This is a genomic window from Vibrio sp. FE10, from assembly GCF_030297155.1.
Lineage (GTDB): Bacteria > Pseudomonadota > Gammaproteobacteria > Enterobacterales > Vibrionaceae > Vibrio > Vibrio apostichopi.
The window spans coordinates 890611-906603 of record NZ_AP028067.1 but is presented as its reverse complement, the minus strand read 5'-3'; the positions used below and the strand labels follow the sequence as shown (position 1 = coordinate 906603).

Here is a 15993-nt window from a genome sequence, read left to right as displayed (position 1 = left end):
CAAATTCCTTTAAATTCTATTAGCTCATACGAAGCAGTGAATCAGACGACTTGTCCATTTCCTCTGCTGTGCTCATCATCTTGACCTGCATTTCGAATTGACGTTGTAAGTCAATTAGGCTGGTCATTTCACCAACAGCATTTACGTTGCTGCCTTCGATGGCACCTTTTAGCAACGTTACCGCTGCATCTGCTTCGTATGCCTGATCTGGGTTTTTCGAACGGAATAGACCATTCGTGTCTTTAAATAAGCTTTGATTATCTGGACGCACAAGTTTGATACGGTCGACAATCGCTAATTCTTCAGCTGGAGCGCCTTGAGGAATCACCGAAATAGTACCATCTGTGCCGATTTCTACTTTACTGATAGGAATAGGTAGCGTGATGGGTGCGTCGTTCTCGCCTAACACTAAATGACCGCTTGCGTTGGTTAGCAAACCGTTTTGGTCAACCTTTAGGTTACCGTTACGTGTTAAACCTTCACGGCCCATGTTGTCCATTACTGAAATCCAGCCATCACCTTGAATCGTGACATCGAGATCGCGGCCAGTGGTGACCACACTACCTTGTGCGAAATTATGACCCGGACGTTCTGTCATGCTGAAAACACGAGTAGGCATGCCTTCACCGTACGCTTGCATTGAACGTGCTTGTGCTAAATCAGCACGGAAACCCGTTGTACTTACGTTGGCAAGGTTGTTAGCACGTAGCTGCAAAGCTTGCATATTTTGCTTAGCGCCACTCATGGCAAGAAACAGTGCGCGATCCATAATTTTGCTCCAAAAATCATCTTCTGGGGCTAATAAAGCAAACACTGTGCCAATATTTTTAACTGTTATTTATCAATAATTTAAATAGAAAACAACGAAGAAGAGGGATCACAAAAGGATCATTGAGGAAGAATTGTTGCCAGTGGCATTACCGTGCGGCAATAAGGGCGGCAAATAAAAAAGCAAACAGCCATATCAAATTCAGCAACAATACCCAATTCAATAATATTGAATTGGGTATTCGCAGATGATTCAAACGCTCGAAACGATTAACGAATCTGAAGAATATTCTGTTGCAGTTGGTTGTGTACTTCTAGAGAACGCGAGTTCGCTTGGAAGTTACGTTGAGCAGAAATCAAATCAACCAGTTCTTGAGTCATATCGATGTTCGACTGCTCTAGTGAGCCGTTGTTGATGCTACCAAATGAACCTTTGTTCGATTCACCCCAGATTTTAGAACCTGAGTCATTAGTAGAATCCCACTGAGTGCCGCCTTTCTTATCTAGACCTTGCTCATTGGGTACACGAACCAAGCCTACACGGCCAAGCATCACGTTTTCACCATTTGAGTAAGTACCTAAAACACTGCCGTACTCATCGAAATCGATTTTGGTCAAGAAGCCTGTTGTCGCGCCATCTTCATCGAACTTAGTCAGTTCAAATGGAGCAGCAAACTGAGTTGACGAATCTAGACCAAACTTAAGCACTTGCGTTGGATCAGCACCGTTCAGATCAATTGGGTTTGCTCCAGCACCTAGTGCTTCAGAGTTAATTGGCTGGCCATTGTTAAGGCTCGCCAACGTACCGTCATTATTGAACTTCATTGTGTGACCAACATGACCTTGTGCATTTGTCGCATCACCGCCTGTGATGTTGACCGGCTTTTCACCGTTCTCATCTGACATGGTGTAGTACGTCTGCCAAGTGTTTGGTTGAGTCTGATCTTTGAGGTAGTAAGTCGTTAACTTGTAAGACTGACCCATAGAATCGTATACCGTCGAAGACGTTGCACGGTTATAGGTATCAGCATCTTGGTAGTTAAATGCAGCCGGGTCTTTAAGATCACCGTTTGCAGGAAGGTTAACCCCTACTTCAATGTTTTCTGTCTGTTTTGGCTTACCAAACTCAGCAGGAATGTCGAGTGGCTTTGGTGCGTAAGAAAGAACTTCACCCGAGTTAGGATCAACATCGTAACCTAAAAGAAACTCATCGTTAGCAGTAACCATGTAGTTGTCTTTGTTTAGGTGAAATGCGCCATTACGCGTGAGTTCATTGATCTCCGGTACCATACGGTCTTTCGATACTGCAAAGAAACCTGTACCACTTACACGTAAGTCCATTGGGTTGTTAGTATAAATACTTGAACCTTCATGGAACTGTTGCGCCACTTGGCTAGCTTGCGCACCGCCACCTGCCGTCGTTTTTGCGTTAGTGAATAACGAACTTGAGTAAACATCGCCAAACTCCGCACGCGACTCTTTAAAGCCAAATGTGTTTGCGTTCGCAATGTTGTTACTGGTTGTATTCAGGTCTAGTTGTGCAGCGGATAGACCGCTTAAAGCTACATATGACATTCCAATATTCTCCTAATCTCTCTAGCTAGCATAATCACTCTTTTAAAGCGTTACGCTTTACCAACTTCTAGTACTTCAGCAAGTCGTACTGGCGATGTGAAACCAGCCAGATTGAGTAGTACGTTGCCATCACCCTTACCAAGAAGCACACTGTTCACGTTCGCATAACTCGACACTTGGAACTCTGTGTTCTCGCCATCCAGTAAACCCGACGCTTTCACGTTGTATTTACCAGCCGGCAATGGGTTACCGTCTTCGTCTTTTCCGTCCCATTCAACACGTGTGTCGCCTGATGGTTTAGAGCCGATATCAAAAGTGCGAACCAATTGGCCAACTTCGTTCTCAACACGGACAATTACATTGTCCATTGCCTGAGGAAGCTTAACCATGGACGCCATACCGCCATCACCGGGTTTCACACCTGCCGCACCAGGAACCAATACATCGCGGCCAACCAAAGAGGATGCCTGTAATGCTTGGTTAGAGGTCATTGATGAATTCAAGCTTTCAAACTGTGTATTCATTTTGCCAATGCCATCTACGGTCGCAAATGAAGCCATTTGCGCAATCATCTGGTCATTGCTAACCGGCTTAAAAGGGTCTTGTTGGGCTAATTGCTTAGTCAACAAAGATAAGAAGTCTTCTTGTTTAAGATCCTGCTTACCTGTTGTTTCATCGGGCTTTTTAGCGCCATCTTGAAGACTCTTCAGCTGGTCAACATAGGACAAGCCGCTTTGACCAACATTATTGTTGATTCCAGCCATGTGCTACCTCCTTATCCTTATTGACCCATCTGCAGCGTACGCAGCAGCATTTGTTTACTCGAGTCAGCAACCTGTACGTTTGTTTGGTACGCACGTGATGCCGAAATCATGTTTGCCATTTCTTCCATAACGTTCACGTTAGGCTTGTAGATATAGCCTTCGTTATTCGCTAATGGGTGATCTGGGTTGTACTCCGCGCTCAGCGGCTTATCGCTTTCCACAATACCTAATACTTTCACAGGCACAGTGTGACCACTGTTGCGTGCTTTATTTAACTCAGCGCCGAACACTGCGTGACGAGCCTTGTAAGTTTCTTCAGCAGAACTACTTACACTGTCCGCGTTCGCAAGGTTGCTCGAGGTCGTATTTAGACGAACAGATTCAGCACTCATCGCAGAACCAGTCACATTGAATACATTGAATAAACTCATCTAATTATTCCCCTTTAATCGCTTTAGTTAAATTCTTGAACTTACTTCCTAAGAAGTCGAGAGAGGCTTGATGCCTAATTTGGTTTTGCATGAAAAGGTTTCTTTCCAAATCCAAATCAACCGTGTTGCCATCTCCTGTATCAGGTTGGGTAGGAATTCGATACTTCGTTTCCCCGTTCACCGTTGTTGAGGCAGAAATGTGCCGACCATCTGTACGACTAAGACCAATGCTTGCCCCAGAACTTGCCGCTTGCAGTGATTTCTTAAAGTCTAATCCTTTTGCTTTATACCCAGGCGTGTTGGCTTGCGCGATATTGGTGGAAAGCACCTCAGCGTTACGCTCACGTACACCAACCGTGTGTTGGTGAATGCCCAAAGCATTGTCAAAAGAAATAGCCATGTAAACCTCAACTCAAGAACTGACTGTTATGAGATAACCAAAGCAATATATATACCAACTTTTAAAACAAAGCGGGCTATCAATACTTTTACAGGTTACTCGTGGGTAAACTTGCAATATACAAGCCAAAAAATAGAGTAAATTGGAATGTCACTCTGACTTAAAGATATAGCTTTAACGGAAAAAAGAAAACCCAGCACTAGGCTGGGTTTTGAAATTAGACAGTAACGTTACACCTTATGCGGTGCCAGCAATTACTTTAATTTGTAGATAATGCCAGGGTTACAACGAACCATTTCAAATCGATCGGTTAAACCTGTTAACGATTCTGAAGCACCCAATAGTAGATAACCACCAGGGTTTAGGCTATTTGCCATTTGGTTCAGTACCTTCGCCTTCATATCTGGTGAGAAGTAAATCAATACGTTACGACAAAAAATGATGTCGAACTTACCAAGTAAGGCATAGCTGTCCATCAAGTTCTGCGGACGGAAATTGACCATACGCTTCACATTATCTTTAACTTTCATACGGCCATCACCCGCATCTTCAAAGAAGGTACGGCGACGTTCAGGAGAAAGACCTCGACCCAGCGCTAGATTGTCATAAGCGCCTTTACGACACATATCCAACATACTCGCTGAGATATCCGTTCCCGTTATCGACACGCTTGGCAACATACCCGGCTTACGAGCTTGAGTCTCAAGAATCGTCATTGCCATTGAATATGCTTCTTGGCCTGAAGAGCTTGCCGCAGACCAAATCTTAATAGGACGTTTATTTGCCGCTATCTCCGGTAGAAGCTTATCCGCAAGCACAGCAAACGGGTAAGTATCTCGGAACCAAAGTGTCTCGTTCGTCGTCATAGCATCCACTGCTGCCACTCTCAACTCACGGTTTCGACCTGTTACTACATCTCTCAACAAATCAGATAACGACGCTAAATTAAACTTCGTTACTAATGGGCTTAGGCGGCTGCGCACTAAGTACTGCTTGCTATCACCTAATACAATGCCACATTGAGATTCTAAGAAACGGCTGAAATCGCGATACTCTTGATCACTTATTGTTATAGCAGTCATTAATGTCTCTTTTAGTTAGTTAACGCAGCTTTAACCGCTGCACCAAGCTCATCAGGGTTGAATTTCGCGATGAAGGAGTTAGCTCCCACACGCTCAACCATGGCTTGGTTAAATACACCACTCAATGATGAGTGTAAAATTACGTATAAATCTTTTAGCTCTGCATGACGGCGAATCTCAGCAGTCAGCGTATAACCGTCCATTTCAGGCATTTCGATATCAGAGATCACCAATGAAATTTGATCGTAAATACTGCCTTCCGATGACATCTGCACCAGCTTCTCATAGGCTTCTTTACCATCTTTCACCGAAATCACTTCAAAACCGATCGACTCAATCGCACGCTGAACCTGCTTACGAGCAACCGTAGAGTCATCAGCAATCAAGATACGGCGAACTAATGGTTTCTCTTGTTCAACTTTCGCAATGTCTTCAGCGATCTTGCTGTCCATTGTTTCATCAACAGGAGAGATTTCGGCAAGGATCTTTTCAACATCAAGAATCTCTACCAATTCATTATCAATGTTGGTTACCGCTGTCAGGTAGTTAGCTCTACCTGCGCCATCTGGCGGCGGAAGAATCGATTCCCAGTGCATGTTAATAATGCGCTCTACTGAACTGACCAAGAAACCTTGAATCGTTCGGTTAAACTCAGAGATAACCACAAAACACTTTTCAACATCCGTTGTAGGACGGCCACCAATCGCTAAGCTCAAATCGATCACTGAGATCGTTTGGCCACGAATGTGTGCGACACCTTTAACTAGTGGGTTCAAGTTTGGCATCTTTGTCAGCTTAGGGCATTGAAGCACTTCTTTTACTTTAAAGACATTTATGCCGTAACGCTGACGCCCCATTAGGCGAAAGGTTAGTAATTCTAATCGGTTTTGACCGACGAGTTGCGTACGCTGATTCACCGAATCAAGAATACCCGTCATGAGCTCATCTCCATATCAAACTTTTTTGGATAAAAAGTGTTAGTCTACTGCAGGCTACGAACTACCAGAGAAACAGAATGACGTATTATAAAACAAATCTGCCTCCTTTTTCTATAGCAATGTGTAGAGCTACTTTTAAAACTGTCGCTAAGTTTATCGGCATTTTGTCAATATTGTTTAGTTTTTTTGTACAAGCTGCGACTCCAGAACAAATTGAAATGATTCAGTCTGCGGCGGAACAACACATCCTTGAGACCATTGACCAGCCTCGAGGTGGCGAACTCTTTGTTAATGCAGCAAATATTGACTCAAGAGTAAAAGCAACAGATTGCCCAATCCCTCTTGAAACCAGCGCTTCAACCACGACAAATACCCGTAGTAGCATTACGGTTTTAGTGCAATGTATACCGGATGAGTGGCGGATTTACGTACCTGTTCGACTTTCAATGTCGGTGCCGCTCGTTACCACCACTCGTTCTTTAGCAAGAGGCGAGATCGTCGGTCAATACGATGTCACCACCGCCATGATTTCGCTTAACAAGTTTCGTCGTCAAGGGTTCACTCTTCCCAAGCAAGTCATCGGCGCTAAGGTGAAAAAGAACCTAAGACCGGGTGATGTTGTCGAAAGAGGTGATATCTGTGTCGTGTGTCGAAACGAGAAGGTTATCATACAGGCAGTAAAAGGTGGCATGACCATTACCACCAAAGGTACTGCGTTAACCGATGGCTCGATGGGCGATCAAGTAAGAGTGAAAAATGACAAATCTCAGCGTATAATCGAAGGTATTGTTACCAACATGTCTGAAGTCACGGTTTACTTTTAACGCTTTACTTCTAAATGGGTGGTAATCGTTAGTGATTTTACTCTCAATTCTAACGCTGAATATGACGGCTGCGGTGTTTTGCCCCTTTTCGACTATTGGGCTAAAAATTGCTAAAGTAATCGAACCCTTGGTCGATATTGACTGTACAGGTTCCCATTTTTGAAGAAAAAGGCTTAACTATGGCAGGCATCGATAATATTCGTTCAGGGCAAACCCTAACGACCACAAACCGATCAGCAGCGCGCTCTGATTCTAGCTCTCAGGCATCACGTTCTGATGTTGCAGCTAAATCACCGACAAGCAAAGACGCGGTTTCACTGAGTCAACAAAGCAAAGCAATTGGCCAGCTCCAACAAGATATGGCAGCACAACCAAGCTTTGACACCGTAAAAGTTGCAGCGATCAAAGAAGCGATTGCGAACGGTTCATACACTGTCGACCCAGAAAAACTGGCTGACAACATGATCAAGTTCGAGAATGAGTTAAAAGGTCTTTAAGCGATAGATTCCTAATTCAAGCTATCTCCACTTAAAGAACACCAAGGTTTTAGTAGGATAACGTTATGGCGGCACTAGCAGATTTAGTTAATTTCCAACTTCAAAATGCCAAAGCCCTATCTGATCTATTAGATTCAGAGAAAACCGCTATTACTAGCCGAAAATCGACCGACATTGAACGCATCGCTAAAGAGAAAGTTGTCCTAGTTGAACAATTAAGAACAACCGATCAACGAATCGAAGCGCATAGCAATATCTCCGAACTGACCGAAAACCCAGATCTGGCTCAGTTAGTTAAAACCATCAAATCTATTGTGTACGATTGCCATCAAGCCAACCTTGTTAATGGTGAAGCCTTGAATCGAGCACACCTCAGCTTTAAAAAACTCAGCAATATGATGCAGCAAAGCCACGGAAAAATCGGCATGACCTACAATGCCGGTGGTCAAACGCATACGATTTCGACGCTTGGTACCAACGTTAAAGCCTAATTAAGCCACCAGCCTTCTCTATTCTCTATTCTCTATTCTCTATTCTCTATTCTCTATTCTCTATTCTCTATTCAGTACCGTAATTCAACCCGCACCTTTCGCAACACCAATTTCGACTTCTCCACTTCCCTACTCAACTTATATTTCTTACAAGACCTAGATTCCACACCCAACCTGTAAATACCAAAAAGCGGCAAGTATTTTCATACTTGCCGCTTTTACATTCACTGTCGTTATTTATTGCCGCCCTGCCATCTGGAAAGCGAGGGCAACTTATACAACTCATCGGTCATATGACTCAAATGGTCATAAAGACTAGAACAGCGTTTGTTGTCTCTTCTCTGGCACAGCTTGAACTTCGCCGTAATCGCGCAACTGTTCCATCTTACGAATATCGAGCTGAAGTTCGGTCACGTAACTATCGCCAACTGGGTAACTGCGCACCACTTCCGCACCACGAATCACACCGTCGACAGCACCTGTCGTTCGTTCGGTACCCAAGCGTTGATCTGATAATTCAGCTCGACCACTCACTCGCATGCCATACACTTGCTCAGCAAGTTCACGGTAAGCATCAATTTTAGATGCTCGCATAGCACGGATGCGTTTTTCTTCGTCGTTACGGCCTGATTGCTCACTGATACTTGCGTAACCAACAGCAACTAAAAAGTCGTCTGGTCGCATACTTTGCAATGGCTGGCAGCCAACAAGCAGTAAGGCAGCAACAACAAATATTAACTTCTTCATCACGAACTCCTAAGGGCGAAGAATAACAGTGTATGGCTGAGTCATCGTTGGATCAGAACGAATGATGACGCCATCTTGAGTTCGAATACTATTCAGAGTATCTAAGTCACGACCGATACGGTCTGCAGGCAAGAAGCCTTGCGCAGAAGCAACCACAATGCGGGTTTGCATGCCTACCACGCGAGCATTAACAAGCACACCGCCCTCTTGGCGTAGCATCGTACCTGTTAGCACGTATTGCACGTCTTGTTCCTGTGCGAGGTCTTTCCAATCACGGCTTAACGCGAAGTCACCTTGGTGAGTCACTTGAATAGAGCCTGTTGTTTTGAAGTCGACGACCTTGAAGCCACGACGCTGAAACTGGTGAATGAAGCCTTCTGAAACGGAATTACCTAGCCAGTTTGTTGTGTCCATATGTTGCAGGTCAACAAACGAAGTAATCGCAATTGGAGTTCTCGCTGAAATACTCGTATTCGAAATGATCAGATCTTCAGTCATACTTTCCACGAAAAAGTCCATGGTATGACGAGGGCTGTCCATCAACATAAACTGACTGCCTGAATACTCAGACTTGCCGTTATAGATGGGCGAATAAGCACATGATGTCATCAACATGACACTCATTACTACGAGCCAGTTTTTCATTCTCTTATCTCCAGATATATTTAGTGCTACCTGTTCCAATATGTTCTCACCATTATTCTTTTCAATGGATTACAATGTTGGAACAGTCTTTGCTTTTCATTAATGGTTCAGATTAAGAAAAACGCACTTAAGTCAGCTTCAAGCTTATAGTTATTTGTTAAGCAATATTTATACCCAACTGGTAACGAATAGATGAAAAAAATAATATCTTACTTATTTTCAATAAGTTCACTGATAACCATAAGCTTCAGTGCTCATGCCTCTTGGTATGAAGTTACCGGTACAGCAGCCATCGTATCGTCGGAAGAAAGCGCACGCATCCACGCGCTGGAAGACGCCGTATATAAAGCGGTGCAGTTCTCAGGGGCTGATATTGGTAGTATCTCCAACCTCACGCCCTATCTAGATTCGAGTAAAAAAGAATTCCAGTTTACCAACCATGAAGTGCGCTACATCTTGGTTCAGAAAGAGAAAACTCGTGGTGGCAATTTAATGATCACCGCAAGGATCGACATCTATCCTTCGGCAAATGCTTGCCATGAGAGCCAATACAAAAAGACATTTCTCGTCGGCAATATTGATGTTACCTCCCCGCAGCAAGCCGTTATGGGCAGAATCTATAACATTGGTGATGACTTCAGCCATGTTGTAGACAGACAATTGGCGCAAGAGTCGCGCAGTTTTGTTTCTGTGGGCACGACCGACTTCGACATTGATAAGCGCCAGCCAGAAGTGATCAAAATGATTGCTCAAGACACGGGCGCGCAATACATCATTGGTGGCGACATTACCGACTTAACCGCAACGATTGAATCTAAGCTGTTAAAGGACGATGTTATCAACCGACAATTTGCGTTAGAAATGCAAGTCTTTGACGGCAAGACAGGTCATCAGGTTTACAACCGCAGCTATCGTGAAGTGGCGAAGTGGCCGTTTGCTAAGACCAGTGAAGTTGATACCCGCAGTGCTCGCTTCTGGGCATCGACCTACGGCAGTATGATGCTGCGCGTCAGTCGTAACATCATGTTGGACTTAGAGTCTGAAGTGTCTTGTAAGATCACCCTTCCAGAGGTTGCCGCTGTATTTGGCAATACGGTGACCATTGACTTAGGGCGAATGCATGGTGTGCAGAAAGGGGACAAACTGCAACTGTGGCATACAGGTTCGTTTATCGACCAACGAGGTTTACCGCGTAACAAGGTATCTCAAAGTGATATAACGCTGACAGTTTCTCGCGTGTATGAAAATGAAGCCGAACTTACGATTGATCAACCTAGCCTAGCTGGAAGCATTCAAATTGGTGATGTGATGCAGAAAATCATGTAGTTAGCGTCACTCCCGCCCCATAGTTTCTAATAAAGCCTTAGCACTTTTGTTAAGGCTTTATTTTTTTCATGATGATTAGTTTCGGTTTTAACGTATTTGTCGTAACCTTATTAATAACATAATCATCATTTAGCAAACTATGAGCCAGAATAATCTAATTGGTGCGACCGGTTATCGATTTATATCGAAAGGCCAAACCGCTTTTAAAATCCACATCCATACTCCTGAAGATACGGTGTTACATCGTTCTGTCGGTTTTGTTCGTATGGGTGAAGACAAAGCACTAAAGAAAACCATCAAGTTAAGAGATGAGCTTGGCAGAAAGCTCTGGGGAAAGTTTTGGCCAAAAGTCCTTAGAGAGCCCTATTTGATGACACGTTTACCGCACAGTTTAGAACCTAAAATAGTATTCAAACCAAACCCTACTCAGACAGATCCTGAACATCGCGATGAATGCTACATCGCTAAGTGGCGCGTATTCTCTGACAGTGGTGAATACAAATACAGAACCAAAGTATGTTCTATTAGGAAGCACGGTCGACTTGCGGCCTACAGCCAAACCAAACGAGCGCTACTTGAAGCTCACAAAGATGTGATTGAACTGCTTATCTTTATGGGACGACTGAACAGCATCGACTTAAAGTAGTATCAACCTCAGTTAAGAGAATTAGCTAAGAATCAACTTGTCATATTTACCAGATACAAAAACAGCCGCATTGCGGCTGTTTTGATTTATAGGCTATGTCATTGTGGTGCTTTAGCATGTTGCTACACCCTAAATCGACCACCTAGCTTCGGCATATCTCGGCCAGTGTCGTCAATCGACGCTTTGACTCTTTCACATAAGGATTGGTTTGATCCCATGCGTAGCCAGCCAAAATTGAGCACACCATCTGCTTAATCTTCGGATTAGGATCTTGATAAAAAATCACATCCTGCAAAGTACCTGAGTACCATCCCTCAACATAAGTTCTAAACGTGTTTACACCAACCATCAATGGATCGGCATAATCACGATCCCAATCAACCTTCTCACCGTTGAGCTGCTTTTCCACGCACTCAACCGCAAACTGAGCTGACTTCATCGCAATTGTCACACCTGATGAAAACACAGGATCAAGGAACTCACCGGCATTGCCCAATAGCGCATACTTGTCTGTTGCAAGGTGTTTTACGTTGGCAGAATAGCCACCGATTTCACCGGCAAGGTTTGGATACTCTGCATTCGCCAATATTTCAGCCAAACCCGGCTCTTCCGTTGCCAGTTGCTTAATCGCGGCAATCTTATCTTCTGGGTATGATTCAAAGAACTTAGGCTCCCCGACAATACCAAACGAAGACACACCGTTACTAAACGGGATCAACCAATACCAAACATCAGGGTTGGTTGGGTGCACCGAGATCAGAATTTTGTTGCGGTCATATTCAAGGTCGGTATCAACCTCTGAAATATGGTCGTTAATGTGCGTGAAAATAGCTTTGCGTGGAGGAAGCGATGATGGCTCTTCCAAATCAAGCATCTTCGGTAGCACGCGACCAAAGCCACTGCCATCCAGCACGTACTGAGCTTCTAGCTGATAGCATTCTCCATCAAGCACTTGTACATCTAAAATGGTGCTGTCTTCGGTGAAGTTAATGCCCATCAACTCATGTTGATAATCAATGGCAACACCTTGCGCCTCGGCAGTGTCTGCTAACACCTTGTCAAAGGCGCCTCGTTGAACCTGAAACGTGGTTCCCGGCCCAGCAGAGAACTTATCTTCAAAATTAAACGCGGTGTACACGCCATTTTTACGAAAAGCGGCACCATCTTTAAATTGGAAGTTAGCGTCAGCCACCGCTTCGCTCATCCCAGCTTGTTCAATCACTTCCATGCAAGCAGGTAGTAAGCTTTCACCAATCGAAAAGCGCGGGAAAAGGCTCTTTTCAATCACTCGAACATCGATGCCTTTTTTATGAAGCAAAGACGCAGCAATAGACCCTGATGGCCCAGCTCCGATGATCACTACTTGAGTTGACAGTTTTTTCATTAATTTAAGCCATGTTTGTTATTTTTTATTGCGCGCCAGCTTTCAATTCAAGAAGCGTATGACCAAGACCGATATCGTCGGTACGGGTCACCACTTCAAAGCCAGCTTCTTCAACGATCTCTAAGAAATCTTCACTGCGATAAAAACGACTGTTGCCGTTGGCCAAGCAAGTGAAGTAAAGAGAAGTCGCGTTTAAGCTATAAGAAGCCGCATCGTATTTCTGTGCATCCCAAAACAGTTCAAGGATATAGACCGTCGCCTCTTCTGACATATGAGAGCGAACACGCTTTAATATGCTCAGAATTTCCATTGGCGAGAAGCAATCAAGGAACTGGCTCATCCACCACACATCCGCGCCTGTAGGCAACGTTTGTTGTTTGTCGAGCATGTTAGCTGGGAATGGCGTCACTCGGTCTTGATGGCCATGTTGTGTCGCGTTTGCCATTGCCATTTCTAGTTGCTGTGGCAAGTCGACAATTGTTATCTCAACATCTGAGTCGTGGTTGCAGCACTGCATTGCCCACTTACCCGTGTTACCGCCAATATCCACCAGCGATTTAGGTTTCTTGCTGAAGACTTTCTCAAGCAAAACAGGGAACGAACGATCTGAATAGAAGTGATCAAACTTGAACCAGCTCTCTTTTGCTTTTTCTGGCAATTGAGACAAACCTTGGTAAATAGTTTCCCAGTCACCCAGCTCTTTCAAGCCCGCAGGTGTACCTTCTTCAATCGCTTCCGTTAAATGCATCATCGCGGCGTAGCAAACATCAGCCGTGAAATCCATGTTCGCGTTGGTCATGCCATCGTGCAGAAGGTAGAAGCCAAGGTTAGCCATTTTGTAGTTAGGTTTGTCCCAAGTAACAATATGGGCACTTAACGCCATATCGAGCAGAACTTTCACGCCGTACTCGGATACACCGGTGATTTCAGAGAGCGTATCTGCAGGTAAACCATCGTTACCCGCATCATCTAAGGCTTTTAAAATACCTAAATCACGAAGTGTACGAGCAGTATGAAAAGCAATCGGAGCGAAAGACAACTTTTGCGCTTCTGTTTTTGCTTCTAATGCATTGAATGGATCTAATTTATATTCCGACACGAAAAACCTAACTTTAAAATAATAGAGGGTTACTCAGCAGCCATTTTTGCAAGCTTACGTTTAATATCAACGTTTAAGTTATTAACCCAGCGGTTGTAATTACGGTGTATTTCACCATCGTCATACTTCAAATTCTCTGATTCAACGTAAAGAATAGAGTAAAACTTGTCACTATAAGGAATTTCAACCACAGCATGGTGTGAACGAACATACAGTTCCGCACGGATCAAGCCAGGCTTTATTTCTGAAACCAACCAGCCTCGATTCTCAGCCGACTCATAAATAGCTGATTTCACCTGTTTGCTTTGAAGATTAAGTGCAACTGGAGTATCCTCAACATTCATTACAGGTTGGACACGTCCACACCCTGCAAGAACGAATATGAATAACATTGAAACGGCTATTTTTAGTAATTTCATTTAAATTCCTTATCTGTGTTTATTTATAGGCACGCGTAGTATTTAGTTAGACCCAAAGCAAATCAATACTCTATGTCAAATCAATCCCAATTAATGTCGTTTAATATTGAGAAATGGTCTGCAAATTCTGCGGGGCTCAATTCTGATGCCGAATGGCAAACATGGAGCAAGAATTTAGATTGGCCACAAGATGGCCCAACTGAATTTAAAGCTATCCCGCCGATGATGCGACGCCGAATGAGCCTGCAAAGCAAGCTTGCCGTCCAAACCGCGTTAACGCTATTAAAAGACACCTCGATTGATTATCTGGTTTTTGCCAGCCGACATGGTGAGCTACACCGAACTGCCACATTGATTCAGTCGATACTCGAAGGTGACGATGCCTCGCCAATGGCGTTCTCGCAGTCGGTACATAATACCGCAGCAGGCCTAACCACTATTGCCGCGAAAGCACCAATTCCACTGACCTCAATCGCCGCAGGACAAGATACTTTCCATAACGCACTGATTGAAGCTTATCTTTACCTGCACCAATACCCATCGCATCGTGTGTTAGTTATCGATTTCGACCAACCTTTACCTGAGCTCTACCAAGAATACGAAACTCAGCACTATGCCGATTATGCTCTGGGCTTAGTGCTCACCACTGGTAATGACTACTCGGTATCAAGAGCCGTAACTAGCGAAAGCTCATTAGCTGAATTGCCTCAAGGCCTGCAAACACTGCAGAACATTCTTCAGAATACACAGCGTTGGACAATTGCAGGTAAACACCAAGCTTGGACTTGGGTAAATAGCGCGAAAGCTGGAACTCAACAATGAGTAAGGTCGACCAATATTGGCGAGTATTCGCGACAGGCCTCTGCTTTACCATCTTCGGTTTAGGAGGCTTAGTTCTCAGCTTCTTGATCTTGCCTTCGATCGCGCTCACCACATCAAACACCATTCAAAGAGAGCTAAAGGCTCAACGATTGATTCGCTTCTCATTCAATGCGTTTTGCCAGATCATGAAATTCACTGGGGCAATTGACTACCGAATTGATGGTGCCGAACTGCTGCGCGAAGATCGCAACTGCATCATCGTCGCTAATCACCCAAGCTTGATTGACTATGTGCTGATCGCCTCTCAACTTCCTCAATGCGATTGCCTCGTTAAGGCAGCAATATGGGAAAACCCTTTTATGAAGAGGATCGTCAAAGCTGCGGGGTACATACCCAATCAAGCACCTGACGACCTTTTAGAACGCTGTGAAGAACGTTTTTCTCGCGGTAACGTATTGCTTGTTTTTCCCGAAGGCACTCGCACAACGCCCGGAATTGAGCCATCCTTACAACGTGGTGCGGCACAAATTGCCACTCGAACACAAACCGATTTACGCGTGATTCATATTACGGTTTCTCCGACATTCTTAACCAAAGAAAAAAAATGGTATCAAGTTCCTGCTACGAAACCCTTTTTTCATATCGCGGTGAAAGGTAAAATAGAAGTCGCACCCTTTATTGAAAATTCGAATAACTTAACTTCGGCAGCAAGACGCCTTAATCATCATCTTGCACACACTCTTTTCCCTTCCGAAGAAAGTATTTAGCCAATCAATAAACAACAGGCGATATCAGCATTTCGAAAATACATCGCATAATGTAGAATCGCCCCCTTAAAGCAGCATTTAGATAAAGCATTAAGTAGGCCAAAGTGGAAACATTACACAACGAACTGAAACAACTGATCATCGACGCATTGAACCTTGAAGACATGAGCATTGATGAGATTGAAACAGAAGCTCCACTATTTGGTGATGGACTTGGATTAGATTCTATTGATGCGCTAGAGCTTGGCCTTGCTATCAAGAAAAAGTACAACATTGTTATCGATGCCGACGATTCAAACACTCGCCAGCATTTTGCATCGGTAGAAAACCTAGCAAACTACATCTCATCTCAAACGAACAACTAGACA

20 protein-coding genes are annotated in these 15993 nt (G+C 44.1%); 8 read left to right on the top strand and 12 right to left on the bottom strand.

The window, feature by feature from the left end:
• Positions 1–19 precede the first annotated feature (19 nt).
• The 7 genes from QUF19_RS04150 to QUF19_RS04120 form a co-directional block, all read right to left on the bottom strand.
• The gene (locus QUF19_RS04150) at positions 20–769 is read right to left on the bottom strand and encodes a flagellar basal body rod protein FlgF (protein WP_286296323.1); all 750 of its coding nucleotides are present in this window, start codon (positions 767–769) and stop codon (positions 20–22) included.
• A 269-nt stretch (positions 770–1038) separates the two neighbouring features.
• Complete coding sequence (flgE, locus tag QUF19_RS04145; RefSeq protein WP_004736178.1) at positions 1039–2343, bottom strand: flagellar hook protein FlgE; 1305 nt, start codon at positions 2341–2343, stop codon at positions 1039–1041.
• A 50-nt stretch (positions 2344–2393) separates the two neighbouring features.
• The gene (gene flgD / locus QUF19_RS04140; protein WP_004736177.1) at positions 2394–3107 is read right to left on the bottom strand and encodes a flagellar hook assembly protein FlgD; all 714 of its coding nucleotides are present in this window, start codon (positions 3105–3107) and stop codon (positions 2394–2396) included.
• A gap of 17 nt (positions 3108–3124) precedes the next feature.
• Positions 3125–3538, bottom strand: a complete 414-nt coding sequence (gene flgC / locus QUF19_RS04135; protein ID WP_004736176.1) for a flagellar basal body rod protein FlgC — start codon at positions 3536–3538, stop codon at positions 3125–3127.
• A 4-nt stretch (positions 3539–3542) separates the two neighbouring features.
• Complete coding sequence (flgB, locus tag QUF19_RS04130) at positions 3543–3938, bottom strand: flagellar basal body rod protein FlgB (RefSeq protein ID WP_004736175.1); 396 nt, start codon at positions 3936–3938, stop codon at positions 3543–3545.
• 254 nt (positions 3939–4192) lie between these two features.
• Positions 4193–5020 (bottom strand): protein-glutamate O-methyltransferase, encoded by an 828-nt coding sequence (locus QUF19_RS04125; RefSeq protein WP_102436439.1) that lies wholly within the window; start codon positions 5018–5020, stop codon positions 4193–4195.
• Positions 5021–5031: 11 nt separating this feature from the next.
• On the bottom strand, positions 5032–5958 hold the full coding sequence (locus QUF19_RS04120; protein ID WP_017106345.1) for a chemotaxis protein CheV: 927 nt from the start codon (positions 5956–5958) through the stop codon (positions 5032–5034).
• Positions 5959–6035: 77 nt separating this feature from the next.
• On the opposite strand from QUF19_RS04120, the gene flgA reads away from it, so the two are divergent.
• From flgA to QUF19_RS04105, 3 genes are all read left to right on the top strand, one after another.
• Positions 6036–6782 (top strand): flagellar basal body P-ring formation chaperone FlgA, encoded by a 747-nt coding sequence (gene flgA / locus QUF19_RS04115; protein ID WP_102436437.1) that lies wholly within the window; start codon positions 6036–6038, stop codon positions 6780–6782.
• 179 nt (positions 6783–6961) lie between these two features.
• Positions 6962–7279 (top strand): flagellar biosynthesis anti-sigma factor FlgM, encoded by a 318-nt coding sequence (flgM, locus tag QUF19_RS04110; RefSeq protein ID WP_029223448.1) that lies wholly within the window; start codon positions 6962–6964, stop codon positions 7277–7279.
• A gap of 65 nt (positions 7280–7344) precedes the next feature.
• A complete protein-coding gene (locus QUF19_RS04105; protein WP_102436435.1) occupies positions 7345–7770 on the top strand; it encodes a flagella synthesis protein FlgN in 426 nt (141 codons plus the stop codon).
• A 315-nt stretch (positions 7771–8085) separates the two neighbouring features.
• Here QUF19_RS04105 and flgP read toward each other — a convergent pair whose 3' ends face one another.
• Positions 8086–8517: a flagellar assembly lipoprotein FlgP gene (gene flgP, locus QUF19_RS04100; RefSeq protein ID WP_102436433.1), complete on the bottom strand. Its 432-nt coding sequence runs from the start codon at positions 8515–8517 to the stop codon at positions 8086–8088.
• A 9-nt stretch (positions 8518–8526) separates the two neighbouring features.
• Positions 8527–9162 (bottom strand): FlgO family outer membrane protein, encoded by a 636-nt coding sequence (locus tag QUF19_RS04095; protein ID WP_017106341.1) that lies wholly within the window; start codon positions 9160–9162, stop codon positions 8527–8529.
• Positions 9163–9354: 192 nt separating this feature from the next.
• Between QUF19_RS04095 and QUF19_RS04090 the strand changes: the two genes are divergently transcribed.
• Positions 9355–10488: a flagellar assembly protein FlgT gene (locus tag QUF19_RS04090; RefSeq protein WP_286296294.1), complete on the top strand. Its 1134-nt coding sequence runs from the start codon at positions 9355–9357 to the stop codon at positions 10486–10488.
• 139 nt (positions 10489–10627) lie between these two features.
• On the top strand, positions 10628–11134 hold the full coding sequence (locus QUF19_RS04085; RefSeq protein ID WP_286296291.1) for a Fe3+-citrate ABC transporter substrate-binding protein: 507 nt from the start codon (positions 10628–10630) through the stop codon (positions 11132–11134).
• A 142-nt stretch (positions 11135–11276) separates the two neighbouring features.
• On the opposite strand, the gene QUF19_RS04080 is transcribed toward QUF19_RS04085, so the two are convergent.
• Genes QUF19_RS04080 through QUF19_RS04070 form a run of 3 tightly spaced genes read right to left on the bottom strand, consistent with a single transcriptional unit; the run spans position 11277 to position 14036 of the window.
• Entirely contained in the window at positions 11277–12518 is a 1242-nt protein-coding gene (locus QUF19_RS04080) for an NAD(P)/FAD-dependent oxidoreductase (RefSeq protein ID WP_286296289.1), read from the bottom strand.
• Between the two features lie 25 nt (positions 12519–12543).
• Positions 12544–13617, bottom strand: a complete 1074-nt coding sequence (locus tag QUF19_RS04075) for a methyltransferase (RefSeq protein ID WP_286296287.1) — start codon at positions 13615–13617, stop codon at positions 12544–12546.
• 29 nt (positions 13618–13646) lie between these two features.
• Entirely contained in the window at positions 13647–14036 is a 390-nt protein-coding gene (locus QUF19_RS04070; protein ID WP_017106337.1) for a hypothetical protein, read from the bottom strand.
• A 72-nt stretch (positions 14037–14108) separates the two neighbouring features.
• Here QUF19_RS04070 and QUF19_RS04065 point away from each other — a divergent pair, with 72 nt between their 5' ends.
• The 3 genes from QUF19_RS04065 (at position 14109) to QUF19_RS04055 (ending at position 15990) form a co-directional block, all read left to right on the top strand.
• Positions 14109–14858 carry a beta-ketoacyl synthase chain length factor gene (locus QUF19_RS04065; RefSeq protein WP_286296283.1) on the top strand — a complete coding sequence of 250 codons (750 nt, stop codon included), beginning with the start codon at positions 14109–14111 and terminating at the stop codon, positions 14856–14858.
• Positions 14855–15625 carry a lysophospholipid acyltransferase family protein gene (locus tag QUF19_RS04060; protein ID WP_286296281.1) on the top strand — a complete coding sequence of 257 codons (771 nt, stop codon included), beginning with the start codon at positions 14855–14857 and terminating at the stop codon, positions 15623–15625. The genes QUF19_RS04065 and QUF19_RS04060 overlap by 4 nt, the downstream gene beginning before the upstream one ends.
• 104 nt (positions 15626–15729) lie before the next feature.
• Entirely contained in the window at positions 15730–15990 is a 261-nt protein-coding gene (locus QUF19_RS04055) for a phosphopantetheine-binding protein (protein ID WP_004736154.1), read from the top strand.
• Positions 15991–15993 lie beyond the last annotated feature (3 nt).